Below are 24,073 nucleotides of genomic sequence, written 5' to 3' on the forward strand. Positions count from 1 at the left end.
GCCCTGGAGTGGGGGGGGGTGTGGGCGGGGGTGTGGTTGGGCGTTGCTGCGATGGGGTGAGGGGGGCGTACTGGTGCCGGTCAACGGTGTCAGTGGTGGCGGAGGATCCGGAGGGACTTCGTTGGGGGGAGTTCGGTGAACGTGCCGGAGGCCAGGGCGCGTTGGTGGATGTGGTGGGGGGCCTGGCCTCCGTCGGCGGGGTCGGGGAAGACGTCGTGGATGAGGAGGAGGCCGCCGGGCGCGAGGTGCGGGGTCCAGCCCTCGTAGTCCGCCGCCGCGTGCTCCTCCGTGTGGCCGCCGTCGATGAAGACGAGGGACAACGGGGTGTTCCAGAGCGCGGCGACCTGGGGCGAGCGGCCGACCAGGGCGACGACGTACTCCTCCAGTCCGGCCGCGTGGAGCGTACGGCGGAAGGTGGGCAGCGTGTCCATGCGGCCCGTTCCGGGGTCGACGAGGGACGCGTCGTGGTACTCCCAGCCGGGCTGCTGCTCCTCGCTGCCGCGGTGGTGGTCGAGGGTGAGCGCGGTCACCCCGGCACGGCGTGCGGCGTCGGCGAGCAGGATCGTGGACCGGCCGCAGTACGTGCCGACCTCCAGCAGCGGCAGCCCCAGCGTGGCGGCCTCGGTGGCCGCCGCGTACAGCGCGAGGCCCTCCTCCAGGGGCATGAACCCCTTCGCCGCCTCGAAGGCGGCGCGTATCTCGGGCCGGGGGTCCTGGCTGCTCATCGGGTTCCTCTGTCCTCACACGGGTACGGGGCTCCGCCATGCTGCCCTACTCTCCGAACACGCGTACCCGGCAGGTACCCTCCTCGGACCTCCGTGAAGGTGACGGAGCAGGCAAGGGGAGAGGCCGGAATGACCGCAGTACCGGAGGGTGTGGGGGCGAACGAGCCGTCCTGTGGTGAGAGCCGCGCGCCCAGGCCGAGGCGGCGCCGCACGGTGTGCCTCGTACTGCTGGTCCTGGCGGTTCTCGGGGGCGCGCTCCTGGGGGCCAGGGTGACGGAAAACTGGCCCTTCGAACCGCGGCGTTACTGCTGGGGCGCGTGGCAGGAGGGCAGCGGTCCCGATGCGCTCGGAGACGACTACCGGCGAGTGAGCAAACGGGAGTCGGCGCCGCCGGAACGCGGCCGGCAGGCCACATGCGTCCTGGCGCTGGTCGACCCCGGGAGCGACAGTACGGACGCGGCCGACATGCCGGCGGACGGCGGGAAGACGCCGCCGCTGGAGTACAAGCGGGTGGTTGCCCATGTCGGGCCACCGCCTCGGGCGGCGGGGGAGCGGCGCAGCGCGTGGCTGGCCGCATTCCTGCACGGGAGCGCGGCGCCGCTGCCGGAGGGGCTTCCCGGCGTGGTGGGCAGGGACCGGGGCATGTTCGTGCTGCCACGGGAGTGCGACAGCGGCGGCCTGCCGACCGTTGCCACGGTGCGCCCCGCCGGCGAGGACGACGAACTCGGCAGCGAGCCGGAGGTCGCCGGACTGCTGATGTCCCTGGTGCGCACGGCCCGCGAGAAGGCGGGCTGTGCGCAGGGCAAGCCGTCGCGGATCACGGCTCCCGTGCGTGCTTCAGGCCCGGAAGGGCAGAGCGGCATGGGGCGGGAAGAAGGGGACGCGGGGTTGTGCCGCATCCCGGGGATGCGGTTCGCCGCCGTCCCGGAGGGCCGGTACGGCGCCCATGTGGGCGCGGTGGACGGCCGGTTGCAGACGTGCTCGGTCGAGGGCCGTACCGACAAGCACGGTGACCTGGTGTCCTCGGGGCAGTTCGTGATGACGTCCCGGCCGCGGCTGGCGGCACTCTTCGCCGGCATGCGGGGCCGGGACGGGCTGGTCGAGGGCGAGTGCGGTGGCAGGCGCACCGTCTTCTTCCTGCAACTCGACGACCGCCTGGAGAAGAAGGCGACTCCGGACAGCCGACGCGTGTTCGCACGCACCGTCGACTCCGTCGCCGAACGCCTCGACTGCCAGAACGTGAGACCGCGCGCATGAGCGCGCGGGAGTCGGACGACGGACCGAGGAAGGGAGCAGCCGGGATGCCGGAGGAGTCCGAGGCCACCGGACCGAATGCCACCGGACGGAATGCCACCGGACGGGATGCCACCGGGGCAGAGGTCACCGGGGCAGAAGCCCCCGGCGTGGAGCCCCCCGGTGTGGGGGCCGCCGGGCCCGGGGCGCCAGGTCGGTTGCGCCGGATGGTCCGGGGCAGGCGGGGCACGGCGGTCGTCGGCGTGCTGGTGGGCGCGCTGCTCGGTACGGGCCTCATGGCCTGGCGTTCCGGCGAACTGCCGTTCGTGCAGAGGGACGTGTGCTGGAGCTCCCTCTCACCCGATGTCGCGGGCGCGCTGTTCACGAACACGGACGTCCGCAGCACCGAGCTGCCGCTGCGCCGGGCGACGGAGGACCCGATGCACACCGAGTGCAGCATCCAGGCGTTCGGGGCCGACGAGTTGGAGTCCGAGGTCACGGCCTCGGTGCGGACGCTGGGCGAGCTGAAGGGCGCGCAGGCGTGGAACTGGACGAGGGAGTACCTCTCCTCCCGTATGACGCCGCTCGGTGGCGGGACACCAGGGATGGCATCCTCCACCCGCGCCTGGGCCGCGCTCCCCGCGAGCTGCCAGGAGCGGTCGTACGAGCCGGGCGAGAAGCCGCCGTTGCGGGTGGTCAGCCTCGCCTCGGACAAGGCCGATCCCGACTTCCAGAACGACGTCGACGCGCGGCGCGGCCTCGACGCGATGTCCCGCGCGGTCGTGCGGCTGGCCGACGGGGTCATGGAGCGGTACGGCTGCGAGGGCCGGTACGCCGACCCGCCGAAGCTTCCCAGGCCCCCGGAGGGCCAGGCGGCGAAGGACCTGGACGCCGACCGGCTGTGCGGCCTCCCGGGCGTACGGCTGCCGGAGTGGGCCCGCGACGACGACACGACGGCGGTCCGCACCACGCCGGGCACGAGTTCCGCCGGGCCGACACCGGGCGGCATCCGCTCGTGCGACGTCGGGCGGCCCATCGGCCTGCAAAGGCTCCGGCTCACCACCGTGGCCGACCCCGAACTGGCCCGCGTCGTCTCCTCGGCGCTCGGAGACCACGCCGAACCCCTCGGCGGTGACGGCGAGGGCGCTCACGCCGGTGGCCTGAGCGTCTACTCGGCGAAGTGCCAGACCGGGCAGGTCACGTTCGTGGCGTACGAGAAGGACGCCGAGGAGGGTACCGGCGGGAAGACGGGAGCGGCGGCACGGGACCACCGCTCGCTGGGCCTCGCCGTACTGCCCTCGTACGTCAAGTCCGAGGCGAAGCGCATCGGTTGCGGTGAGGTCGACGTGAAGGTGCCACGCCTTCCTTCGTAGCGGGCGGCCTGTGGCGCGCTGTCCGGCCTCATGTACTGCGTCTTCCTGCGTATTCCCGCGTCTTCCCCGCGTTCCGGGCCGTGTGCTCCCTTGCTGTCCGAACGCCCGTACGCGGCAGGTAACCTCCTTGGCTCCTGCTCATGACGCCGGGCGGGGACAGGGGGAGAGGGAGTGTAGTGGCGGAGAGTGTGGGGCCGGACGGGGAGCCCGAGAAGGACATCGCGCGGACGACACGGCACCGCACGGCGCTCGTTCTGCTGTTGGCCCTCGTCGTGCTGGGTGCCGCGACGCTGGTGACGAAGGTGTCGAGCGGCGCCTGGTCGTCCACGAAGCGCAGCTTCTGCTGGGGCGCCTGGCAGGAGGGCAGCGATCCCGAAGTGCTCGGCGACGCGATCACCGACGGCGACACCTTCGCGCGCTCCGGCAAGGAGTCGGCGCCCCCGGCGCACGGTGAACGGGCCACGTGTTCGGTACGGCTCACCACCACGGTGGAGCGCGACGGCTCCGACGACGAGCCCGGTGGTTCCGACCCCGGTGGCTCCGACGGCGGTTTGGACGACGGCTCCGACGTTGGCTCAGGTGACGGCTCTGACGACGGCTCCGATGAGGGCTTGGACGAGGGTGACTCCCGGAGTGACGGAGAGTCCTCGGGAAGCACCGAGGAGACCGCGGAATACAAGAGGGTGAACGCCGAGTTCGGGCCTGTGCCGCGTGGGGCAGCCCAACGGCGGGCCTGGCTCATGGAGTTCCTCGACGCGCGGGCTGCGCCGCTGCCCGAGGGCCTGCCAGGCGTGGTGGGGAAGGACCGGGGGATGCTCGTGCTGCCACGGGAGTGCGACAGCGGGGGTCTGCCGAGCGTCGTCACCGTACGAGGGGCAGGGGACATGCCGTCCATCGGAGGTGAACAGGACGTTGCCGACCTGCTGCTGTCCCTGGCGAACACGGCACGGGCGAAGGCGGGCTGCGACGCGGGGAAACCGTCCCGGGTCACGGTCCCCCTGCGGGGTTCGGAGCGTGACGACACGTTCTACATGGGCGATTCGACCTGCCGCGTTCCCGGCCTGCGCCTCGCCGCAGGCCGGGAGGACCACTACAACGTGACCGTGGGCGCGGTCGAGAAGGACCTTCAGACGTGCTCGATCGAAGACCAGGAAAGCGTACGGGCCCCCGTGCCTGCCGGGCAGTTCGTGATGACCTCGCGGCCTCGGTTCACCGCGCTCTTCACCGGCTTGTCGGGTGAGGCGGCGCCCGGCAAGGGGTGGCGTGGCAAGGGGCGGATCGATGGCGGGAACGGCCTGGTCACCGCCGAGTGCCGGGGCCGGCCCACCGTCTTCTTCCTGCAACTCGACGACCGCCTGGAGAAGAAGGCGACTCCGGACAGCCGACGCGTGTTCGCCCGCGCCGTCAACTCCGTTGCGGAGCGCGTCGATTGCCCGGCGGTGGCACCCAGCACATGAGCGATACGTCCAGCGACAGCTCCGGTGAAACGCCCAGCGTTCCGCCCAGTGACGGGCCCGGCCGCACATCCAGCAGCACATCAAGCGAGACATCCAGCGAGACATCCAGGGGGAGTGGCGACATGCCGCAGGGAACGGGAGCTGACGGAGAGCCCCAGGGCCCTGACGTGTCCACCGGGCCGAAGGAGCCGGCCGCCCCCGAGGAGCCGGAGGCGGGGGACGGGGAGGCCGCCGTGCCGGAGCCCGCGCCTCCTGGCCGCTGGCGTCGGATGGTCCGGGGGAAGCCGGCCGTCGCCGTGGTCGGCGTGCTGGTCGGTGCGCTGCTCGGTACGGGCGTCATGGTGTGGCGCTCGGGCGAACTGTCGTCCACGGCGAAGGACATGTGCTGGGGCAGCCTCTCGCCCGATGTGGTGAGCGGACTGGTCTCGGACGGCGAGATCCGCGACCAGGAGCTGCCCTTGCGCGCTCTTTCGGGCAGCGCGCACAACGGCAGCCCCCAGTGCAGGATTCAGCGGTTCAAGAACGACAACCTTGAGTGGGAAGTCACCGCGAACGTAAGGAAGTTGTCCACGACCGACGGCTGGGACGCGCGCCAGTGGTCCAGGGAGTTCCTCTCCTCGCGTATGGCACCGCTGCGAGGCGAGATCACCGGAATGGTGTCCTCGTCCCGCGCCTGGGCGGTGCTGCCCGCGAGCTGTCAAGGAATGCCACGCGAGGGTGACCCGCCCACGGTGGTCACCCTCTCCTCCGGCCCCGCCGAGCCGCGCGGGGAGGAGCGGGCCGAGGCCCGGCGGTACCGCGACGCGTTGGCCCGCGCTCTCGTTCACCTCGCCAACGGTGTGCTGGACAAGTACGGGTGCGAGGGACGGTACCCGGAGCCCGACAAGATGCCCGCTTCCTCGCTGCCGGAAGTCAAGGATGAGGCGGGCCCCGAAGAGCTGTGCGGAGTGAAGGGCGTACGGGCGACACGGCGGGGCTTCGGCGCCGACCGGCACGCGTTGTCCACGCGGGTCACGCCCGGTGCGGAGGCGGAGGAGTCCGGTGCGCAGGCGAACGGCCCCGGTGCGAAGGCGGGTGCCCCCGCGTCCGCCGGAGTGCGTTCGTGCGACGTGGGGCGGAAGGATGACGAGCTGGGCGAGCTACGGCTGATGACCGTGGAGGACCAGGGCCTCGCGTGGGTCTTCTCCGAGATGCTCAGGCACCCGGCCGTGCGCCTCAAGGGGACGGGTTCGGGCGGCTTCTCCGGAGACCTCACCGTGTATACGGCCACCTGCCAGACGGGCCAGGTCGCCTTCGTGGCGCAGGAGGAGGGCTTCGGCGACGAGTCGGCGGCGCTCGCCGTACTGCCCTCGTACGTCAAGTCCGAGGCGAAGCGCATCGGTTGCGGTGAGGTCGACGTGAAGGTGCCACGCCTTCCTTCGTAGTGGAACGTGTTCTACTCTGCCCCGCATGGGGATCGGGATCACGCAGGAACAGCGGGAGTTGGCCGAGTCCGTACGAGGATGGGCGGCGCGTGCCGTGCCGCCCGACGAGTTGCGCAAACACCTGGAGGCGTCCTCCGGGGACGGCGGTCCCGGCGAGGGGCGGCCCGCGTACTGGGCCGGGCTGGCCGAGCTGGGTCTGTGCGGGCTGCACATGCCCGAGGCGGCCGGCGGGGGCGGCGGTTCGCTGCCCGACCTCGCCGTCGTGCTGGAGGAGACGGGCAGGGCGGCGCTCCCCGGCCCCTACCTGCCGCACACCCTCGCCGCCGCGCTGCTGCACGCGGGTACGGGCGACCCCGGACTGACGCGTGCGCTCGCCACCGGTGAACGCGTGGGCGCCGTCGCGCTGGACGCGGGGACCCTCACCGCTGTCGAGGTCGAGGGCGGCGGACACGTACTGGACGGCGCGGCTCCGCCCGTACTCGGCGGCGCGCAGGCCGATCTGCTCGTGCTCGCGGCCGAGACGGCGACGGGCACCGTGTGGCTGGCCGTCGACGCCGCGACCCTCGCTGTGCGCGCGCACGAGAGCGCGGACCCGTTGCGGCCGACGGCCGAGGTCACCGCCGACGGTGTGACCGTGCCCGGCGGACGGCTGCTGGACATCGAGGCGCTCCTCGTCCGCGACCTCGCGCGCGTCCTGTACTCCGCCGAGGCGTGCGGCGTGGCCGCGTGGGCGCTGGAGACCGCGACCGAACACGCCAAGACGCGCGAGCAGTTCGGGCGCCCCATCGGCCAGTTCCAGGCGATCAAGCACCTGTGCGCCGACATGCTCGTACGCCTCGAACAGGCCCGCGCCCTCACCTGGGACGCGGCCCGCGCGGCGGAGGAAGGCGCGGGAACGCCGGCCGCGGATGCGGGGGCGGCGGAGGAAGGCGCGGGGGCGCCGGACACCCCGGGCGAGGGCGTCGGCACGGCGCGGGGGCTCACCGCGGCGCTCGCGGCGTCGGTGGCGCTGGAGGCCGCGTACACCTGTGCCAAGGACTGTGTGCAGATCCTCGGCGGCATCGGCTTCACCTGGGAGCACGACGCGCACCTGTATCTGCGCCGCGCCCTGGTCGCACGCCAGCTCCTCGGTACCGGGGCCGCACACCGCCTGCGCGCGGCGCGGCTCGCCGCCGGAGGGGCCCGCCGTGAGCTGCGCATGGAGCTGCCGGCCGAGGCGGAGCCGTACCGTACGGCGGCACGCGAGGTGATCGCGGGCGTACGCGGCTTGGACCCCGGTGCCGTACGCCGTGCCCTCGCACCGACCGGGTACGCGGCGCCGCACCTGCCGGAGCCGTACGGGCTGGGCGCAGGGCCCGTGCAACAGCTCGCCGTCCAGCAGGAGTTGAAGGACGCCGGGGTGACGGTGAGCGACCTGGGCATCGCCACCTGGGTCGTACCCTCACTCATCGCCTACGGTACCGAGGCGCAGCGCGACCGCCATCTCGGGCCGACCCTGCGCGGTGAGGTCATGTGGTGCCAGCTCTTCTCGGAGCCCGAGGCGGGCTCCGACCTGGCCTCCCTCCGTACCCGGGCCGAACGTACCGACGACGGCGGCTGGCGCGTCAACGGGCAGAAGGTGTGGACCTCGGCGGCGCAGTGGTCGGACTGGGGCATCCTCCTCGCCCGTACCGACCCCGGAGCGCCCAAGCACCAGGGGCTCACCTTCTTCCTGGTCGACATGAAGAACACCCCCGGCGTCGAGGTGCGCCCCCTCAAGGAGATCACCGGCGACTCCCTGTTCAACGAGGTCTACTTCGACGACGTCCTGCTCCCTGCCGACGCCGTCGTGGGCGAGGTGAACGACGGCTGGAAGGTCGCCAGGCACACCCTCGGCAACGAGCGTGTCCACATGGCCGACCAGGTCACCTTCAGTACGGGGCTCCAGGCGCTCATCGAACGCCTCGACGCGGTGGACGGCACGGTCCAGGAACGGATCGGCGCGCTCGCGGCCGAGGCGCACGCCCTCGCCTGCATCGGGCTGCGTACCACCCTCCAGCGTGTCGAGGGCCTGGACCCGGGCGCCGGCGCCAGCGTGCGCAAGCTCGTACAGACCCCGCACCAGCAGAAGTTGGCCGAACTCGCGCTCGAACTCCTCGGTACGCGCGGAGCGTTGCGCGAGGGGCCAGGAGAGCGTGCCGTGCACGGCTTCCTCATGTCCCGCTGCCTGACCATCGCGGGCGGCACCACGCAGGTCCAGCTCAACGTCGTCGCGGAACGCCTCCTCGGCCTGCCCCGCGACCCGGAACCCCGCCCCCTCATCTGAAGCGCCCCCTCATCTGAAGCGGCCCCCCATCCGACGCGTCCCTCCATCCGACGCGTCCCCTCATCCGAAGTGGCCAACTCGTCCGAGGCGGCCCCTCATCCGACGGACCCCACCCCCTCACGGGAGAGACCATGGACGGCAACGCATCCGGCCCCGGCAAGGCGTACATCGTCGGTGTCGGGATGACGAAGTTCGAGAAGCCCGAGTCCCGCGACTGGCAGTACTGGGACATGGCCAGGGAAGCGGGCGGCAACGCGCTCGCCGACGCCGGAATCCCCTACGACCTCGTCGAACAGGCGCCCGTCGGCTACTGCTACCAGGCGTCGACGGCGGCCCAGCGTGCCGTCTACGAACTCGGCCTCACCGGCATCCCCGTCTACAACGTCAACAACAACTGCGCCACCGCCTCCACCGCCCTCATGATGGCCCGTCAGTTCGTCGCGTCGGGGCTCAACGACTGCGTGCTCGCGCTCGGTTTCGAGAAGATGAAGAAAGGGGCGCTGGGCGCGGGTTCGGACGGCGGTGACTTCAAGACCTCGCCGGTGGCCCGCCACTACGGGATCATGGCGGAACGGCACGGCTTCGAGATGACGCCGCCCACGGCGCAGATCTTCGGCAACGCGGCGCGCGAACACATGGAGCGTTACGACACCACGCCGGTACAGCTCGCCACCGTCGGCGAGAAGAACCACCGGCACTCGGCGAACAACCCCTACGCGCAGTTCCAGGACGTCTACACCCGCGAGGAGATCCTCGCGGCCAAGACCATCCACGACCCGCTCACCAAGCTCCAGTGCTCCCCGACCTCCGACGGTTCGGCCGCCGCCGTCATCGCCTCCGAACGCTTCGTCCGCGAACACGGCCTCCAGGACAAGGCTGTCGAGATCGCCGGCCAGGCCATGACCACCGACACCGCGGCGTCCTTCGACTCCGGCTCGTGCATCGACGTCGTAGGACAGCCGATGTCCCGCGCAGCCGCCACCCAGGTCTACGAGCAGTCCGGGCTCGGCATCGAGGACGTCGACGTCATCGAACTGCACGACTGCTTCTCCATCAACGAACTCCTCACCTACGAGGCCCTCGGCATGTGCGCGGAGGGCGCCTCGGGCAAGCTCGTGGAGTCCGGCGCCACCACCTACGGCGGCGACTGGGTCGTCAACCCCTCCGGCGGCCTCATCTCCAAGGGCCACCCCCTCGGCGCGACGGGCCTGGCCCAGTGCGCCGAACTCACCTGGCAGCTCCGGGGTGACGCGGGCCCGCGCCAGGTCGAGGGCGCCCGCGTCGCTCTCGCCCACAACATCGGGCTGGGCGGCGCGGCGGTGGTGACGATGCTGCGGCGCTGAACGGGGGGCTCCCGCCCACGCGCCTCGGGGTAGACGCATGGGCGGGGAGGCCGACCCCACGGGGCGGAGTTCAAGGGGCCGTACGGTGCGCGGCACCGGGCGGGACCGGCCCGCCGGGCCTTTCCTGGTGCGGGTGCCGCCGGATCTCGACGTTACAGTCGCTCACCCGCGACATGTCGTCCCGACCCCGCGCGTTCTCGCGCTGCTCGACCAGCGCCCCGCACACGTCGCACCCGGGGTGGCCCACCGGTTCGCGGGTGAACAACGACGGGGTTTCCAACGGCGATTGCCCATACGTCTTCACGGCCCACTCCTCCTCCTGAGTCCGGATGAGGACCACGCTAGGAACGTCGGTTCACGAACTCGCAGGCCGTTGCGCGCGATTGCGCGCGAACCACACGAGGGAGGCACGCGTCTTGGCGAGCAGCGCGCGGCAGTCACTCCAAGGAGTTGATCGCCTCGGTGATGAGGGCCCGAGCCGCCGCCCCGTATACCGCCATCTCGGACAGGGCCCGGAACGCCCGTGCGTAGGCCGCAACCTCGCTCGGTTGAGTCACTGTCACCTTGGCGGTCAGCAGCTCCACGTGTACCCGCGCATCGTCGAACATCGTGAAGGTCTCCTGGCCCCACATGCTGCGTCGTGCTGTGCGGGGGATGACGCCGACGGAGACAGAAGCCAGTTGCATCACGGCCAGGAGGTGGCCCAGTTGGGCATACATGGCCGCAGTGTCGCCGTACTGGTAGTACAGGACGTCCTCTTCGAGCAGCAGGCCGAAGGTGTGCCGACCTTCGTAAACGATTTGTGATCGGGCCACGCGCGCAGTCGCCGCCCTGTCGGCATCGTCCGGTACGTGCCGGAACTGTGCGATCGTGGACAGGAGCGCTCGCGCGTAGTCCTCCGTCTGGAGCACGCCAGGCACCACGCGCGAGGAGTACACGCGGAAGTGCCTGGTGCGCTCGTACAGCGGTACGTAAGACTCCTGGAGCCGACGCAGGCCCGTGCGCTGGAGCCTGCGCCACTGGACATACATGGACTCCGCTGTGCGACTTTCAGCAATGAGGTCGTCCGACTGCTCTCCGGCGCCGCAGGCGCCACACCAGGCCCGCAGGTCGTCGTCCGACGGCGTCGATTTCGCGTGCTCGATGCGGGAGACCTTGGCGGGATGCCAGCCGCACGCAGCCGCGACGTCCCGGCCGGCCAGGCCCGCGTCCAGACGCAATTCCCGCAGGCGGGCGGCGAGTGCTTCGCGGGCCGCTTGCGCGCTGGACGAGGGGGAATCCGGCATGCTCGTTCTTGCGCTCAGACCTCGTAGTTCTCGTGGGGCACCGCACGGCCCCATGCCTCCTCGAACGCCGTCGTGCACAGTTTGACGACGTGCGGTTCGGTGCGGACCTCCGGCCCGGCGGACGCCCCCTCGCCGGTGAAGTGGTTGAAGCGCACCACCCGGTCGTCAAAGACCCAGAAGCAGTTCCCGGGGAACGGGATGTCAGAGGCCAGCCGACGGGGCAGCCAGCGGATGTGCTCTCCGGCCTCGATGTTCAGGGCAGTACCCGCGTGTGAGAAGCGCATGTACTCGGACAGAGGCTCGGACACGACACGTACGCGGCGCATGCCGACTCCGCGCCCGGTGGCTTCGCGGACCTGGTCCAGCCACGCCTTACGCCGCCCGTGCCGGTCGTAGCGACTCCTGTCGTCGCCTTGCTGCCACGCCGCGAACTCCGCCGCCTCCGACGCGATCCCGTACGCGTCGCGCAACTCCAGGTGTACGGCCGACCGTTGGCAGTCGGCCATCATCTCAGCGAAGCTCGGAACGTGCTTCTGCGGCATCGCATGCCTTCCTCACAAGCGGCACCATGCGCGCCGGGAACCTGATCACTGCCTCCGACTCAGGGATGTGCCCGACCCGTAGGCAGTCCGCCTCTGTCGCGCCGTCGGCCTTCCACCCTTGGAACACCAAGTCGGCGTTTTTGTCGTCGACCCACACCGTGGGGCACTCATCACCGTCGGTGTCCGGGTCCTTGCCGAAGAAGACTAGGGACATGTTCCTTCCTTCCGTCCAGCCAGTTGCGAGTCATTGCGTCGACCGTCGCCCCCTGGGGGGTCGGCGTCAACAGAGCGCTGGCGATGAGGCCCTGCCCCGCACTGGGGGATGGCGTTCCCCAGTCCCGGGATCGCCTGCGGTCATCCTCCTTGATTGCCGTCCCTGACGCGTCGTTCCGGCGCCGTGCCGTACGGCGCAGCCGAGAGCGCACAGGTGCACCACACCGTCTTTCCCTCGCGAGGAGCCGCGTCCTTCCCCTCGCGGGGAGCCGCGTCGACTCGCGTGCCCCACTCGCCGGCCAGCACGTCCACGAGCAGTATCCCGCGCCCCGACTCGGCGTCCTCGGACGGCTGTTGGAGCGCGGGGAGGTGCGTGCCGCACACGTCCGACACCTCGATGAGCAGCGCGGCGGTCGCGGTCACCCGCAACCTGAACTGCCCCTCCGGGGAGTGACAGTGCTCGACCGCGTTGGCGACCAGCTCCCCGATGAGCAGCGCGGGTACGTCGGTGCTGTACCCCCACTCCCTCAGCCGCGAAGCGGCGAGCCGCCGGGCCAGGCTTGCGCCTTGGGGGGATGCGGGGAAATGCATCGTGAACTCGTGGTCAGGCGAGGGGGGTTGAGAGCTGGAGGTCGCTTCTGCGTTCCCCATGGCATCACCAATCGCTCTGCGAGTGCGTGATCGCACTGCGTGACAACGCCCAGCATGCCGATGAGTTGTGCAGATCTGCAAGTTCCCTGCGCAGTTCTGCATCACATCGCTATCGTTCGCTCCTGCGGGGTGTGCATAGCCACGATCGAGCCCCGACAGGCGGCGCAATCGGCAAGCTAGGTTTCACGAGAAAGAGGTGGCATCAATGGGAGCGCCAACGGTTCGTCGACGGCGACTTGGGGCCGAGCTTCGAAGGCTGCGCGAACAGCAGAGACTCACCACAGACCACGTGGCGAAGCAGTTTGGGTGGCACAACGCCAAGGTGTCCAGGATCGAGACCGGTCGTTCAGCGGCGCGGCCCGGCGACGTGCAGTCTCTGCTCGACCTGTACGGGATGCACGATGAGCCAAAGCGGCGTGCGCTGGTCGCGCTCGCGCGCAACGGGAATCGGCGCGGCTGGTGGCAGACGTACTCAGACGTGCTGACCTCCGCGTACACGGATTTCATCAGCCTGGAGTCCGATGCCACAGTGATGCGGACCTATGAATGCGGTCTGGTCCCAGGCTTGTTCCAGACAGCCGCGTACGCACGCGACATCATCGCCGGGATCAACATGACGGAGACCTCGGCGGAGGTCGACAGGCTTGCGGAAGTGCGGCAAGCACGCCAAGCGGTGCTGACCCGCCCGAAGCCTCTGGAGGTCTGGGCCGTCGTGGATGAAGGAGCCCTGCGGACAAGGACCACCGGCGGCGCACGTGTGATGTCCGATCAACTGCGACGGATGCTGGATCTTTCCGCTCTGCCCAACGTCACGATCCAGGTGATGCCGCAGGCGGCCGGTCCGCATCCCGGACGCAGCGGCGCTTTCGCGATCTTGGGGTTTCCGGAACGGCATGACATGGACGTTGTGCTGGTCGAGAACCTGACCAACGCTCTGTACATGGAGGAGCAGCACGAGGTAGACCGGTATGCGGCGGCATTTCAGCGCATTGTCGCCGACGCCCTGTCTCTCGATGCGTCCCTCCATCTGATCCGCCAACTGAAGGATGAACTCCAGTGAGCACGCACATCCCTGCTGCCTCCTTGTCGGCCGCGACATGGACCCGGTCGAGCTTCAGCGGCGGCAACAACAACTGCGTGGAGGTCGCGCAACTCCCCGGTGGGGGCACCGCCGTGCGGGACTCCAAAGCGCTGGGTGGGCCCGCACTTGTGGTGGCGGGGCCCGCGTGGCGGGCGTTCCTCGGTGGGGCGCGGGCGGGGGACCTGGGCGCGTAGGCCGGTTCGCTCTCCTCGCCGGGTATAAGGACCGCGAGGAGGTAGCCGATGGCTCTGTGGAGCATGGGGGACGAAGCACCGGGGAGAGCCGTCCGACAAGCCGTACGAGCCGCCGGAGCCCACGCCGGACGGCAGCGGTCCTCAGCAGCCCGACAACGGGGACGACGGATGACGCGGGATTGGCGTACGCGTCATGCCGCTCTGCTGGATCGGCTGACAGCACAAGGGCACGTGGCGAACCTCGGCTTCGCGCTTTACGCCTACGCGCACCTGCCTGGCGTGCGCCTGGCGGGGAAACGCCGGGGTGGCTCCTACCACGCGTGGGTGGACGACGGGCGGGGTTCTGCCGCTCAGGCCGACGGCAGTGGCCACGTATGGGAGTACGGCCCGCGCGCACTCTGGGAAGAGCTGGAGAAGCTCTGGGGCCTGTACCGCGAGGCCGGCGCCCCAGAAGCGTCTGCATTCGGCCTGAGCGTCACGGCGCGGGGTCAACGGGTCTGGCTCCGTGATCCCGGCGTTCCTGTCGGCACAGCGGGGGCACCGCACCCGCACCGGGTTCCCGGCACGTAAGCCGGCCGTCACGGCCGGTCCGCCTAGCGGTGCGCGGAGGAGTCGCGCGGCTGTGCTGAGGAGTCGCGCCGCTGCGCCGAGGGGTCGCGGTCCGGCGTCGGGGTGTGCTCGCGGGCGCGGGCCGCGGCGGCGGGGTCGGGGCGGAAGAACCACGCCATCTTCGGTTCCATGAGGCCACGGAAGACCCGGCGCACGGGCGCGGTGCACAGCAGGGTCATCATGACCGCCGCGAGGATCGTGACGGTGACGCGGCCGAGGGGATGGCCGACCCAGCTCATGTCGTACCACTCGTTCACCCGGGCGAGCCGGATCGGGTAGACGTGCAGCAGGTACGCGTAGAGCGTGCCGGCTCCGAGCGCGGTGAACCACAGACGGCGCCGGGGCACCCAGGCGAGGAAACAGGCTGTCAGTACCAGCGAGCAGCCGAACAGCGCGAGGTTCACCACCGCGCCCTTCCACGCCGGAACTCCCATCTGCTGCACAGAAGCGGCGTGCCCGAACCACGCGGAGGACATTCTGGGCACCGCCCAGTACGCGAGCAGCGCGGCGCAGGCGGCGACCGGCAGGGCGACGCGGCGGGAGGGCCGGCTCTGGAGGAACCGGAAGTGTTCGGGGCGCAGTTGGAGCCCCAGCACGAAGAACGGCAGGAACTGCACCACCCGCATCAGCCCCAGGTCGCCACCGATGCTCGGCGTGACGCTGGCGGCGATGGCGATGACCAGCGAGACGGAGACCGGCCACCGCAGGTTCTTCCACATCGGCGTCGTCAGCCGCCAGAGGAACAGGGCGACGAGGAACCACAGGGCGAACCCTGGTTTCTGGTAGTAGAACTCGCGGTCCGGGTTGTCGACGGCCCGCATGAAGAGCGTATAGGCCGTCTGGAAGATCACGTACGGCACGAGTACGCCCGTGACCAGGCGGGAGATCTGGCGCGGCCTGCCGTCGAAGCTCCGGGAGAGATAGCCGGAGATGACGATGAACGCGGGCATGTGGAAGGCGTAGACCAGCATGTAGAGCGCGCCCGTCGTACGCGAGTTGCCCGCGAACGGCGCCCAGGCGTGCCCGATCGCGACGAGCACGATCGTCAGGTACTTCGCGTTGTCCAGGAACGGATCGCGATCGTTCTTTCCGCTCGGCTTCTTCTCCGCCTCCGCACGGGTGTCGTGCACCGTCTCGACGGGTGTTTCACGAAGCGGGGGGAGCGGCGCGCGCTCATAACCAGGACTCAGCATCCCCGGCACCGTAACCGCCTTTCCCGGATACGAACACAGATTCCAGCCACAAACCCGGGTACGCGGCCTGGGCCGGGCCCCTCCCACCGGCCCTCCTGCCGGGCCCGGCCCGGTGGGAGGACCGTCACCGGGCGCCGCCCGTGTCACGGGGAACACGGGTGGCGCCCGGCGGGTTCAGCTCAGGAGCAGGACTTGTAGAACTGGCTCCAGCCGTCCTTGGGCATGGCCGGCGGCTCGGACCAGGTCCCGAACTCGCCGTACTTCAGGTACGCGTCGTAGTCGTAGCCCTCCAGGCCGCCGCCCGGCTTCGACAGGCGCGGGTCCCGGTCCATCTGTCCGTCACCGGAGTTGTTGAGTACCGCGAGGTCGGGGTACTCGTCGCCGTTGTACTGGGCGATCGAGAGTTCCCGTACCTCGCCGCGGTCGCCGATGTCGGAGTGCACGCCGTCGGGGGAGGTGAGGTCCTTACGGCTGACCGGGCCGGGACGGTACTCCGAGAGGCGCGCCGACGAGGGGTCGTCACCGTCGGCCTGCTTGACGATGTTGACGACGATGTCCAGGGTGCCGTCGTTCTGGAAGTCGGCGACCGCCGCGGACGCGTCCTCACCCTTCTTCGCGCCGATGAGGTCCCTGACGGCGTTCTTCTTGCCGAACGTACCGTCGGCCGTGCCCCACTGGACCGTCATCTTGGTGCCGGTGTGCCCGGGATTGCTGATCTTGTCCGGGTTGCCGTCGCCGTCGAGGTCACCGATCAGCGTCGTCGCGTCGGCCAGGCACGGAGCCGACGCCGTGGAGGCGGAGGACTTCCCCGTGCTGCCCGAGGACGACGAGTCGGCTGCGCCTGCGTAACCGGCGACGGTCAGTGTCAGTGCGGCAGCCGCGAGCGGTGCGGCGATCAGACGCGAACGTGTACGAAGCATCTACGAACTCCCTTTCGTTGTCGCTGGGAGGTGAGATGCCGTTGTGGCCAAGGGAGTTCACGGCCGGAGCACCGTGTTACGGGGCCGTGACATACGGGCCGGAGGCCAGGAGCGGTGGGAGGCCAGGGGCCCGCAGACCAAGGGCCCGCAGACCAGAGGCACGCAGGCCAGGGGGCCCAGAGCCCGGTGGCGGGAAAATCGACGGGTCCTGTGGTGCGCCGGTGCGAACATGGGCGGTATGGCACAGACTTCCGCCGACACCGGCATATCGAGCGATGACACAGCTTCGCCCCCTCCGCGCCTGTGGGCGGTAGTCCTCGCGGCGTGTGCCGGGCAGTTCCTCGTCGTGCTCGATGTGTCCGTGGTGAACGTCGCGCTGCCGTCGATGCGCGCCGATCTCGCGCTGAGCGGTTCGGGGCTCCAGTGGGTGGTGAACGCGTACACGCTGACGTTCGCCGGGCTGATGCTGCTGGGCGGCCGGGCAGCGGACCTGTTCGGGCGCAAGCGCGTGTTCCTGCTGGGGCTCGCGCTGTTCACGGCGGCGAGCCTCGTGGGCGGTCTCGCGCAGGAGCCGTGGCAGCTGCTGGCGGCGCGGGCGCTGCAAGGGGTCGGCGCCGCGATACTCGCGCCCGCGACGCTGACGATCCTGACGACGTCGGTCCCGGAGGGCGCGGCGCGTACGAGGGCGGTCGCGACATGGTCGGCGGTCGGCGCGGGCGGCGGCGCGGCCGGTGGCCTTGTGGGCGGCGTGCTGACGGACACGCTGTCGTGGCGCTGGGTGCTGCTCATCAACGTTCCCGTGGGGGCCCTGGTGCTGGTCGCCGCCGCGATGTGGCTGGTCGAGAGCCGTTCGGCGAAGGCGCGCAGGCTGGACACCCCGGGCGCGCTCCTGGTGACGACCGGGCTGGTCGCGGTGGCGTACGGGATCGGGCAGACGGAGGCAGCGGGCTGGACGGCACCGGGCGCGCTGGGCCCGCTGGCCGCCGGGCTCGTGCTGCTGGGGCTGTTCGTCGCGGTGGAGGCACGTGCGAGCGAACCGCTGGTGCCGCTGCGGCTCTTCCGCAGCCGCGCGGTCTCGGCCGCGAACGTCGCCATCTTCATCAACGGGCTGGCGATGTTCTCCATGTGGTACTTCCTGTCGCTCTACACCCAGAACGTGCTCGACTACACGCCGCTCCAGGCGGGCATCGCGCTCGTACCGCAGTCGCTCAGCATCGTCGTCGGTTCCAAGATCGCCCCGTATCTGATGGCGCGGATCGGCGACAGACACATCGCGGTGGCGGGCTCGGCCCTCGCCGCGATCGGCTATGTGTGGCAGGGCTCGGGAATGCACGGTGAGGGCGGCTATGTGACGACGATCCTGGGCCCCGGCATCCTGATGGCGCTCGGCGCCGGGCTGGCAGCGACGCCGCTCGCGACGATCGCGACGGCGACGAAGGACCCCAGCGAAGCGGGGCTGCTGTCGGGCCTGTTCGGCACCGGGCGCACGATGGGCGGCGCCCTGGGCCTCGCCGTGCTCTCCACCGTCGCCGCTGCCCGCATCGGCGGCGAGGAGACGCCGGAGTCGCTGGCCTCCGGCTACGGGCTGGCGTTCTCCACCGGCGCCGTGATCCTCGCGGCCTGCGTGGTCTTCATGTTCTTCGTCCTGCCGCGCACATCCCGCCAGGGCCCCACCTGACCCGGGGCCGTCGGTCGCCGGTCGCCTGACAAGGCGTACGGGCCCTCGCGTACGACCCGCCTCGTGCAACCTCTCACGTACGTCCGGCCGCCGTTACAGCCAGCCGTTCCGGCGGGCTGCGCCGACGGCCTCCATGCGGTTACGGGTGCCGGTCTTGCCGATGGCGGCCGACAAGTAGTTGCGCACGGTGGCGGGGGAGAGGTGGAGCCTGCCGGCGATGTCCGCGACGGTCGAGCCGTCGGCGGCGGCCGACAGCACGTCGCGTTCGCGCGCCGTCAGCGGGTTGGGCCCCGCGCTGAGCGCGGCAGCCGCCAGTGCCGGGTCGATGACGCGCTCGCCCGCGAGCACGCGCCGTACGGCGGCTGCCAGTTCCTCCACGGGGCCGTCCTTGACGAGGAAACCGGAGGCGCCCGCCTCCATGGCGCGGCGCAGATAGCCGGGGCGGCCGAAGGTGGTGAGGATGAGAACGGCGCACGAGGGGAGCCGTTCGCGCAGTTCGGCCGCGGCGTCCAGGCCGCTGCGGCCCGGCAGTTCGATGTCCAGGAGCGCGATGTCGGGGCCCGTTTCCAGCGCGGAGGGGACGATCGCGTCGCCGGTCGCGACCTGCGCGACGACCTCCATGTCCTCCTCCAGGCCGAGCAGGAGGGCCAGCGCCCCGCGCATCATGCCCTGGTCCTCCGCCAACAGGAGCTTGATCACCGCTCGGCCCTCTCCTGGTCGGCCCTCTCCTGGTCGGTCCGCATCGAGTCCCCCGTGTCCACGGGGAGTTCGGCCACGACACGGAACCCGCGCCGCCCGTCGGGCCCGTGGTCCAGCGCGCCACCCGCCGCACTCAACCGCTCGGCCAGCCCCTTGAGTCCTGTCCCGGCCCGGGCCCGCCCACGCATGCTCTCAGGCCCACTCCCGTCAGGCCCGCTCCCGTCCGGCCGGGTGTCCAGCCCAGCGTCCGGCCGGGTATCCGGCCCGGCGACCGACCCCGTGTCCGACCCCGTGTCCGACCCCACGGCAGGGGCCGTACCGGGCCCGTGGCCGTCATCCGTGACGGTCAGCCGTACGCGGTCCTCGGCGCCCCGCACCTCGATGTCGCAGCGTGCGGCGCCGCTGTGCCGGACCGTGTTCGTGACGCTCTCGCGGACGACCCAGCCGAGCAGCGCCTCTGCCTGCGGGGGCAGCGGCGGCCCCGACTGCCGTACGACCGGCAGGATTCCGGCGGCCTCCAGCACGGAGCACGCGCGGTCGAGTTCGGTACTCAGGCTTCCCTCGCGGTATCCGGTGACGGCCTCGCGGATCTCGGTGAGCGCCTGGCGGCCGACGGCCTCGATGTCGGCGGCCTGCGCGAGCGCCGCCTCCCGCTGGTCACGCTCGGCGAGCCGCCGCACGGCTTCGGCCTTGACGACGATGACCGACAGGGTGTGCCCGAGAAGGTCGTGCAGGTCACGGGAGAAGCGCAGCCGCTCCCGCTCCACCGCCGTGCGGGCCAGCTCCTGGCGGGTGGCGTCCAGCTTGCGCACGGTGTCGAAGAGGCTGAGCACCGTTGCGGTGACCATGCCGGAGATGAACGTTCCATAGGCGAGGCTCCACGGGTCCAGGCCGTCCCCGCGCATGCCCGTGACCAGGCCGGCCGACACGCTGAGGACGACCAGCCAGGCGACGAGCGCCTTGCCCTTGAGCTTGCGCACCGTGCCGGAGGCGAGCGAGAGCAGCGGGAAGAACATCGTCCAGGCGTCGCCGTAGCCGATGGCGACGGCGTAGGTCACGGCGGTGAGCGCGGCCAGCTCGTACAGAGGGACGCGGGAGTCCCGGCGGCGGGGGTCGAAGGAGGCGAAGACGACACCGATGTAGAGGGAGTTGAAGGCGAGGAGGGCCGCGCCGCCGATCCACGGATTGCCGGTCCTGCCCTGGATGAGGTGGGAGATGGCGCCGATGCCCATGAGCAGCCAGGGCAGAAAGGTGAATCTGCCGGGTCCCCTGTCCCGCACCTCCCACACCTGCGGCTCGTCGTCGCTGCCGTGCCCGCACACGGCGCTCTCCTCGGCTTCCCGTGCCGTCCTTGCCGCCCGCGTCGTCGTCCTCGTCGCCATCCTGGCCGCTCCTCCCTCGTCAGCGCGACGGTACGTGTGCACCGCCGGCGTGGCCCGCCATTGCCTTCCGACACTACGGAGAGGGGCTGTGACCTCGGCAGATGTGAATGTGGTCGGTCGGCGTTGACAAATGTCACGGGTGCGCCGTCCGACGCCCCGCCTGACGCGCCGTCAGGGGTTCCCATGTGCGGGGGTCTGCGTTATACAGGTACCCGATCGGTTAGAACGTGTTCTCATTCCGGGGTCGGTCCTTCCGCTCGCGGGATGCCTGGCCGGTCGAGAGCGGCCCCGGTCCGACCGACGGTGCGGACGGCCGGACCGGGGTCTTCGCAGGCCCGAGGAACCGAGGACCCAAGGAGCACTGCCCCGATGCCCATCGACCCCGAAAAGGCCCTCGCGGCCGAGCCCCGCAGCGCCGAGATCGCCTGGGACCACAAGGACGTCCAGCTCTACCACCTGGGGCTCGGCGCCGGAGTCCCGCCGACCGACCCGGCCGAACTGCGCTACGTACTGGAGAGCAAGCTGCACGTCCTGCCCAGCTTCGCCACCGTCGCGGGCGGCGGCATGGGTGTCGTCGGCGGGCTCTCGGCACCCGGCATCGACATCGACCTCGCGGCCGTACTGCACGGCACGCAGTCCGTCACCAGCCACCGCGCGCTCCCCGTCAAGGGCAGCGCCACCTCCACCTCGCGGGTCGCCGACATCTACGACAAGGGCAAGGCCGCTGTCCTCGTCCTGCGCACCGATGTCGCCGACGGCGACGGGCCCCTGTGGACCAGCGAGGCCCAGATCTTCGTACGCGGGGAAGGGGGTTTCGGCGGCAAGCGCGGCCCCTCGGGGCGCCTCGAACTCCCGGACCGCGCACCCGACTTCACCATCGAGCGGCGCATCCGCCCGGAACAGGCGCTGCTCTACCGCCTGTCCGGCGACTGGAACCCGCTGCACGCCGACCCCGAATTCGCCGCGCTGGCAGGGTTCGACCGGCCCATCCTGCACGGCCTGTGCTCGTACGGGATGGGGCTGAAGGCCGTCGTCGACGAGGTGCTCGGCGGCGAGGTCACCGGGGTCACCTCCTACTCGGCGCGGTTCGCCGGAGTCGTGTACCCCGGGGAGACGCTGCGGGTGCGGGCGTGGCGGGTGGCGGACGGGCGGCTCCAGTTCGCCGCGTACGCCGTCGAACGGGACGAGGCGCCGGTGCTCGGTGACTGCGTCCTCAGCCATACGTAGCCCCAGCCCTCAGCCCCAGCCGTACCGCCGCAGTCGTACACAGCCGAACCGCCGCAGCCACAGCCGCACATAGCAGTGGCCGCAGCCGGGACTCCCCGCACAGCGACCCCCGTACACAGCGAACTCCCCTGCACAGCGGAACTCTTGGAAGGAGCCGCAATGCGCGCAGCCGTGTTGCACGAGACCGGGCAGGACAAGCTTGAGGTGCTCGACGATGTGGAGGCCGTCGGGTTCGGCCCCGGGAAGGTGCGGGTGCGGATACGGGCCACCGGGCTGTGCCACTCGGACCTGTCCGCGATGAGCGGCGTGCTGCCGCAGCCCGCGCCGTTCGTACCGGGCCACGAGGGCGCGGGCGAGGTCCTGGAGGTGGGGGAGGGCGTCACCCACGTCAAGGCCGGCGACCGGGTGCTGGTGTGCTGGCTGCCGGCCTGCAACAACTGTCCCGCGTGCCGCAGGGGCCAGAACCATCTGTGCCTCACCGGGTTCATGAACGCGGGCACCCCCAACTTCAAGCGCGCCACCGGTGAGGTCTTCGGCTTCGCCGGTACCGGTACGTTCGCGGAGGAGGCGGTGCTCGACGCGCCGTGCGCCGTGCCCATCCCCGACGATGTGCCGTTCGAGATCGCCGCGCTGATCGGCTGCGGTGTCACCACGGGACTCGGCGCGGCCTTCAACACCGCGAAGGTGGAGGCAGGTTCCTCGGTCGCCGTCATCGGCTGCGGCGGCGTCGGGATCAGCGCGATCCAGGGCGCCCGCGCGTGCGGCGCCGCGCAGATCGTCGCCGTCGACCCGGTGGCTTCCCGCCGCGAGGCGGCCCTGAACTTCGGCGCGACCGAGGGCGTGGCCCCGGACGAACTGGCCGACGCCAAGCGCCGGTTGACCGGCGACGAGGGCTTCGACTACGTCTTCGAGGTCGTGGGCAAGTCGGCGACCACGCGCACCGCCTACGAGACGACGCGGCGCGGCGGCACCCTGTGCGTGGTCGGCGCCGGTGCGATGGACGACCAGGTGCAGTTCAACATGTTCGAGCTGTTCTTCGACGAGAAGCGCATCCTCCCCTCCCTCTACGGCGGCGGGGACGTGCTCCGCTCGTACGACCGCGCTGTGGAGCTGTGGCGTGCGGGCCGCATCGACCTCGAAGCGCTCATCACCCACCGGGTGCCGCTCGCCGACATCAACGAGGCGATCGGCCAGATGCGCTCGGGCGAGGCGCTCCGCACCAGCGTCTCGCTCTGAGCCACCGCCCCCGGGCCAGGTGGTCACCCTTCATGGGCTGGTGACCACCGCCCGGGGCCGGTGCCACCACTCATGGGTTAGGGAGAGAGGACCCGTATGTCACTTCAGGGGAAGACCGCCGTCGTCACCGGTGCGGGGCGCGGTCTCGGTCGCGCCGAGGCGCTGGAACTGGCCAGGCTGGGCGCGAATGTCGTCATCAACGACTTCGGGCAGAGTGGACGGGATGGCAGTGGTCAGGCTTCCGCTGCGCCGGCCGAGCAGGTCGCAGCCGAGATCCGCGCGGCCGGCGGCCAGGCCGTCGCGCACCAGGGCGATGTGGCCGACTTCACGCAGGCCGGCGAGCTGGTGGAGCTCGCGCTCGACACGTACGGCTCGCTGGAGATCGTGGTCAACAACGCGGGCATCCTGCGCGACCGCATGGTGTTCTCCATGACCGAGGACGAGTGGGACTCTGTCATCCGCGTCCACCTCAAGGGCCACTTCAACACCACCCACTTCGCCGCGGCGCACTGGCGGGAGAGGTCGAAGGCGGCGGGCGGCCCGGTCTACGGGCGGATCATCAACACCTCGTCCGAGGCGTTCGTCGCCGGTTCGCCGGGGCAGCCCAACTACGCGGCGGCCAAGGGCGGGATCGTCGGGCTCACGACCTCGACGGCCGGTGCGCTCGCGAAGTACGGGGTGACGGCGAACGTCATCTGTCCCCGCGCGCGTACCCGGATGACCGAGGACGTCTTCCAGGGCTTCGAGGTTCCGGTGGAGGGTCTTGACCCGCTGGCACCCGAGCATGTCTCACCGCTGGTCGGCTATCTCGCCTCCCCTGCCGCAGCGAAGGTCAACGGGCAGCTGCTGGTCGTGCACGGCGGGATGGTCGCGCTGCTGGAACGCCCCAAGGTGGCGGCGAAGTTCGACACGTCCAAGGAGGTCTTCACCTTCCAGGAACTGGACGAGCAGCTGACCCCGTACTTCGCCGAGCTTTCCCCGCACGAGACGTTCGCAGCGGGGGAGGTGCTCGGCCTCAAGAAGGACTGAGGCCGAGCGGCCCCGGAACGGTTGTGTCGTCGGGCGCTGGTCAGGCGGCGGACGAAGTGGACTGGCCGGGCTGGGCCGACGGGTCACAGGACTGGGACTGCGCGGGGCGGCGGTGGCGGCCCTGCGCGGGAAGGTTCCGCTGTTCCTCGGAACCGGCGGCCTGGCCCCTGTGCTTTCCCCCGTGCGTCCCCTCGCCGGCCGTCTGCTCGTGGCTGGGCGTCTCGGTCTGGGTGTCGGACATCGCGAACGTAACTCCGTGAATCTGTTGCTTCC

General features: G+C 70.9%; 24 protein-coding genes. 13 read left to right on the forward strand and 11 right to left on the reverse strand.

All coding sequences use genetic code 11. The features are described 5' to 3' along the window. Window positions 1–89: 89 nt before the first annotated feature. Window positions 90–725 (reverse strand): class I SAM-dependent methyltransferase, encoded by a 636-nt coding sequence (locus tag NMN56_RS15790; RefSeq protein ID WP_274039643.1) that lies wholly within the window; start codon window positions 723–725, stop codon window positions 90–92. A 129-nt stretch (window positions 726–854) separates the two neighbouring features. On the opposite strand from NMN56_RS15790, the gene NMN56_RS15795 reads away from it, so the two are divergent. The 6 genes from NMN56_RS15795 (at window position 855) to NMN56_RS15820 (ending at window position 9,860) form a co-directional block, all read left to right on the forward strand. Beyond that, window positions 855–1,982 carry a hypothetical protein gene (locus NMN56_RS15795; protein ID WP_274039642.1) on the forward strand — a complete coding sequence of 376 codons (1,128 nt, stop codon included), beginning with the start codon at window positions 855–857 and terminating at the stop codon, window positions 1,980–1,982. Between the two features lie 203 nt (window positions 1,983–2,185). Further along, a complete protein-coding gene (locus NMN56_RS15800; protein ID WP_280842612.1) occupies window positions 2,186–3,331 on the forward strand; it encodes a hypothetical protein in 1,146 nt (381 codons plus the stop codon). A 176-nt stretch (window positions 3,332–3,507) separates the two neighbouring features. Next, window positions 3,508–4,788 (forward strand): hypothetical protein, encoded by a 1,281-nt coding sequence (locus NMN56_RS15805; protein WP_274039640.1) that lies wholly within the window; start codon window positions 3,508–3,510, stop codon window positions 4,786–4,788. 122 nt (window positions 4,789–4,910) lie between these two features. Next, the gene (locus NMN56_RS15810; protein WP_274039639.1) at window positions 4,911–6,212 is read left to right on the forward strand and encodes a hypothetical protein; all 1,302 of its coding nucleotides are present in this window, start codon (window positions 4,911–4,913) and stop codon (window positions 6,210–6,212) included. A 25-nt stretch (window positions 6,213–6,237) separates the two neighbouring features. Further along, window positions 6,238–8,517: an acyl-CoA dehydrogenase family protein gene (locus tag NMN56_RS15815; RefSeq protein WP_274039638.1), complete on the forward strand. Its 2,280-nt coding sequence runs from the start codon at window positions 6,238–6,240 to the stop codon at window positions 8,515–8,517. A 131-nt stretch (window positions 8,518–8,648) separates the two neighbouring features. After that, complete coding sequence (locus NMN56_RS15820; protein WP_274039637.1) at window positions 8,649–9,860, forward strand: lipid-transfer protein; 1,212 nt, start codon at window positions 8,649–8,651, stop codon at window positions 9,858–9,860. A 70-nt stretch (window positions 9,861–9,930) separates the two neighbouring features. Here NMN56_RS15820 and NMN56_RS15825 read toward each other — a convergent pair whose 3' ends face one another. The 5 genes from NMN56_RS15825 to NMN56_RS15845 all read right to left on the reverse strand — a co-directional run bounded on the left by NMN56_RS15825 (window position 9,931) and on the right by NMN56_RS15845 (window position 12,552). Continuing rightward, window positions 9,931–10,164 (reverse strand): hypothetical protein, encoded by a 234-nt coding sequence (locus NMN56_RS15825; protein ID WP_274039636.1) that lies wholly within the window; start codon window positions 10,162–10,164, stop codon window positions 9,931–9,933. A gap of 133 nt (window positions 10,165–10,297) precedes the next feature. Further along, window positions 10,298–11,146: a helix-turn-helix domain-containing protein gene (locus NMN56_RS15830; protein WP_274039635.1), complete on the reverse strand. Its 849-nt coding sequence runs from the start codon at window positions 11,144–11,146 to the stop codon at window positions 10,298–10,300. Window positions 11,147–11,160: 14 nt separating this feature from the next. Then, a complete protein-coding gene (locus tag NMN56_RS15835) occupies window positions 11,161–11,688 on the reverse strand; it encodes a DUF6879 family protein (protein WP_274039634.1) in 528 nt (175 codons plus the stop codon). Next, the gene (locus NMN56_RS15840) at window positions 11,657–11,902 is read right to left on the reverse strand and encodes a hypothetical protein (protein WP_274039633.1); all 246 of its coding nucleotides are present in this window, start codon (window positions 11,900–11,902) and stop codon (window positions 11,657–11,659) included. Before NMN56_RS15840 ends, NMN56_RS15835 begins: the two co-directional genes overlap by 32 nt. Window positions 11,903–12,042: 140 nt before the next feature. After that, window positions 12,043–12,552, reverse strand: a complete 510-nt coding sequence (locus NMN56_RS15845; RefSeq protein ID WP_274039632.1) for an ATP-binding protein — start codon at window positions 12,550–12,552, stop codon at window positions 12,043–12,045. Window positions 12,553–12,757: 205 nt separating this feature from the next. On the opposite strand from NMN56_RS15845, the gene NMN56_RS15850 reads away from it, so the two are divergent. The 3 genes from NMN56_RS15850 to NMN56_RS15860 all read left to right on the forward strand — a co-directional run bounded on the left by NMN56_RS15850 (window position 12,758) and on the right by NMN56_RS15860 (window position 14,397). After that, window positions 12,758–13,612, forward strand: coding sequence for a helix-turn-helix domain-containing protein (locus NMN56_RS15850; protein ID WP_274039631.1), 855 nt, complete (start codon window positions 12,758–12,760; stop codon window positions 13,610–13,612). After that, window positions 13,609–13,827, forward strand: a complete 219-nt coding sequence (locus NMN56_RS15855) for a DUF397 domain-containing protein (protein WP_274039630.1) — start codon at window positions 13,609–13,611, stop codon at window positions 13,825–13,827. Before NMN56_RS15850 ends, NMN56_RS15855 begins: the two co-directional genes overlap by 4 nt. Window positions 13,828–13,995: 168 nt before the next feature. Further along, on the forward strand, window positions 13,996–14,397 hold the full coding sequence (locus NMN56_RS15860; RefSeq protein ID WP_274039629.1) for a hypothetical protein: 402 nt from the start codon (window positions 13,996–13,998) through the stop codon (window positions 14,395–14,397). 23 nt (window positions 14,398–14,420) lie between these two features. On the opposite strand, the gene NMN56_RS15865 is transcribed toward NMN56_RS15860, so the two are convergent. Both NMN56_RS15865 and NMN56_RS15870 read right to left on the reverse strand, forming a co-directional pair. Further along, the gene (locus tag NMN56_RS15865; protein WP_274039628.1) at window positions 14,421–15,629 is read right to left on the reverse strand and encodes an acyltransferase family protein; all 1,209 of its coding nucleotides are present in this window, start codon (window positions 15,627–15,629) and stop codon (window positions 14,421–14,423) included. 179 nt (window positions 15,630–15,808) lie between these two features. Beyond that, window positions 15,809–16,549 carry an FG-GAP repeat domain-containing protein gene (locus NMN56_RS15870; protein ID WP_274039627.1) on the reverse strand — a complete coding sequence of 247 codons (741 nt, stop codon included), beginning with the start codon at window positions 16,547–16,549 and terminating at the stop codon, window positions 15,809–15,811. Window positions 16,550–16,778: 229 nt separating this feature from the next. Between NMN56_RS15870 and NMN56_RS15875 the strand changes: the two genes are divergently transcribed. Next, a complete protein-coding gene (locus NMN56_RS15875; RefSeq protein ID WP_430542594.1) occupies window positions 16,779–18,227 on the forward strand; it encodes an MFS transporter in 1,449 nt (482 codons plus the stop codon). Window positions 18,228–18,320: 93 nt separating this feature from the next. Here the strand turns inward: NMN56_RS15875 and NMN56_RS15880 are convergent, their stop codons facing one another. Continuing rightward, window positions 18,321–18,926, reverse strand: a complete 606-nt coding sequence (locus NMN56_RS15880; RefSeq protein WP_274039625.1) for a response regulator — start codon at window positions 18,924–18,926, stop codon at window positions 18,321–18,323. Further along, window positions 18,923–20,308: a sensor histidine kinase gene (locus tag NMN56_RS15885; RefSeq protein ID WP_430542595.1), complete on the reverse strand. Its 1,386-nt coding sequence runs from the start codon at window positions 20,306–20,308 to the stop codon at window positions 18,923–18,925. Before NMN56_RS15885 ends, NMN56_RS15880 begins: the two co-directional genes overlap by 4 nt. A 369-nt stretch (window positions 20,309–20,677) precedes the next feature. Here NMN56_RS15885 and NMN56_RS15890 point away from each other — a divergent pair, with 369 nt between their 5' ends. From NMN56_RS15890 to NMN56_RS15900, 3 genes are all read left to right on the forward strand, one after another. Continuing rightward, window positions 20,678–21,535 (forward strand): MaoC/PaaZ C-terminal domain-containing protein, encoded by an 858-nt coding sequence (locus NMN56_RS15890; RefSeq protein ID WP_274039624.1) that lies wholly within the window; start codon window positions 20,678–20,680, stop codon window positions 21,533–21,535. A 159-nt stretch (window positions 21,536–21,694) separates the two neighbouring features. Continuing rightward, a complete protein-coding gene (locus tag NMN56_RS15895) occupies window positions 21,695–22,771 on the forward strand; it encodes a Zn-dependent alcohol dehydrogenase (RefSeq protein ID WP_274039623.1) in 1,077 nt (358 codons plus the stop codon). 96 nt (window positions 22,772–22,867) lie between these two features. Beyond that, entirely contained in the window at window positions 22,868–23,800 is a 933-nt protein-coding gene (locus NMN56_RS15900) for a 3-oxoacyl-ACP reductase (RefSeq protein ID WP_274039622.1), read from the forward strand. Between the two features lie 40 nt (window positions 23,801–23,840). Here NMN56_RS15900 and NMN56_RS15905 read toward each other — a convergent pair whose 3' ends face one another. Next, window positions 23,841–24,041 (reverse strand): hypothetical protein, encoded by a 201-nt coding sequence (locus tag NMN56_RS15905; protein WP_274039621.1) that lies wholly within the window; start codon window positions 24,039–24,041, stop codon window positions 23,841–23,843. Window positions 24,042–24,073: the final 32 nt, after the last annotated feature.

Source organism: Streptomyces iconiensis (genome assembly GCF_028657195.3).
GTDB classification, from domain to species: Bacteria; Actinomycetota; Actinomycetes; order Streptomycetales; family Streptomycetaceae; genus Streptomyces; species Streptomyces iconiensis.

Excerpts from the sequence above, each read along its gene's own strand:
- NMN56_RS15795 (WP_274039642.1), top strand. The coding sequence starts at position 855 with ATGACCGCAGTACCGGAGGGTGTGGGGGCGAACGAGCCGTCCTGTGGT.
- NMN56_RS15810 (WP_274039639.1), top strand. The coding sequence starts at position 4,911 with ATGCCGCAGGGAACGGGAGCTGACGGAGAGCCCCAGGGCCCTGACGTG.
- NMN56_RS15830 (WP_274039635.1), bottom strand. The coding sequence starts at position 11,146 with ATGCCGGATTCCCCCTCGTCCAGCGCGCAAGCGGCCCGCGAAGCACTC.
- NMN56_RS15900 (WP_274039622.1), top strand. The coding sequence starts at position 22,868 with ATGTCACTTCAGGGGAAGACCGCCGTCGTCACCGGTGCGGGGCGCGGT.
- NMN56_RS15820 (WP_274039637.1), top strand. The coding sequence starts at position 8,649 with ATGGACGGCAACGCATCCGGCCCCGGCAAGGCGTACATCGTCGGTGTC.
- NMN56_RS15905 (WP_274039621.1), bottom strand. The coding sequence starts at position 24,041 with ATGTCCGACACCCAGACCGAGACGCCCAGCCACGAGCAGACGGCCGGC.
- NMN56_RS15840 (WP_274039633.1), bottom strand. The coding sequence starts at position 11,902 with ATGTCCCTAGTCTTCTTCGGCAAGGACCCGGACACCGACGGTGATGAG.
- NMN56_RS15895 (WP_274039623.1), top strand. The coding sequence starts at position 21,695 with ATGCGCGCAGCCGTGTTGCACGAGACCGGGCAGGACAAGCTTGAGGTG.
- NMN56_RS15845 (WP_274039632.1), bottom strand. The coding sequence starts at position 12,552 with ATGGGGAACGCAGAAGCGACCTCCAGCTCTCAACCCCCCTCGCCTGAC.
- NMN56_RS15885 (WP_430542595.1), bottom strand. The coding sequence starts at position 20,308 with ATGGCGACGAGGACGACGACGCGGGCGGCAAGGACGGCACGGGAAGCC.
- NMN56_RS15870 (WP_274039627.1), bottom strand. The coding sequence starts at position 16,549 with ATGCTTCGTACACGTTCGCGTCTGATCGCCGCACCGCTCGCGGCTGCC.
- NMN56_RS15860 (WP_274039629.1), top strand. The coding sequence starts at position 13,996 with ATGACGCGGGATTGGCGTACGCGTCATGCCGCTCTGCTGGATCGGCTG.
- NMN56_RS15835 (WP_274039634.1), bottom strand. The coding sequence starts at position 11,688 with ATGCCGCAGAAGCACGTTCCGAGCTTCGCTGAGATGATGGCCGACTGC.
- NMN56_RS15790 (WP_274039643.1), bottom strand. The coding sequence starts at position 725 with ATGAGCAGCCAGGACCCCCGGCCCGAGATACGCGCCGCCTTCGAGGCG.
- NMN56_RS15875 (WP_430542594.1), top strand. The coding sequence starts at position 16,779 with ATGGGCGGTATGGCACAGACTTCCGCCGACACCGGCATATCGAGCGAT.
- NMN56_RS15800 (WP_280842612.1), top strand. The coding sequence starts at position 2,186 with ATGGTCCGGGGCAGGCGGGGCACGGCGGTCGTCGGCGTGCTGGTGGGC.
- NMN56_RS15815 (WP_274039638.1), top strand. The coding sequence starts at position 6,238 with ATGGGGATCGGGATCACGCAGGAACAGCGGGAGTTGGCCGAGTCCGTA.
- NMN56_RS15890 (WP_274039624.1), top strand. The coding sequence starts at position 20,678 with ATGCCCATCGACCCCGAAAAGGCCCTCGCGGCCGAGCCCCGCAGCGCC.
- NMN56_RS15865 (WP_274039628.1), bottom strand. The coding sequence starts at position 15,629 with ATGCTGAGTCCTGGTTATGAGCGCGCGCCGCTCCCCCCGCTTCGTGAA.
- NMN56_RS15850 (WP_274039631.1), top strand. The coding sequence starts at position 12,758 with ATGGGAGCGCCAACGGTTCGTCGACGGCGACTTGGGGCCGAGCTTCGA.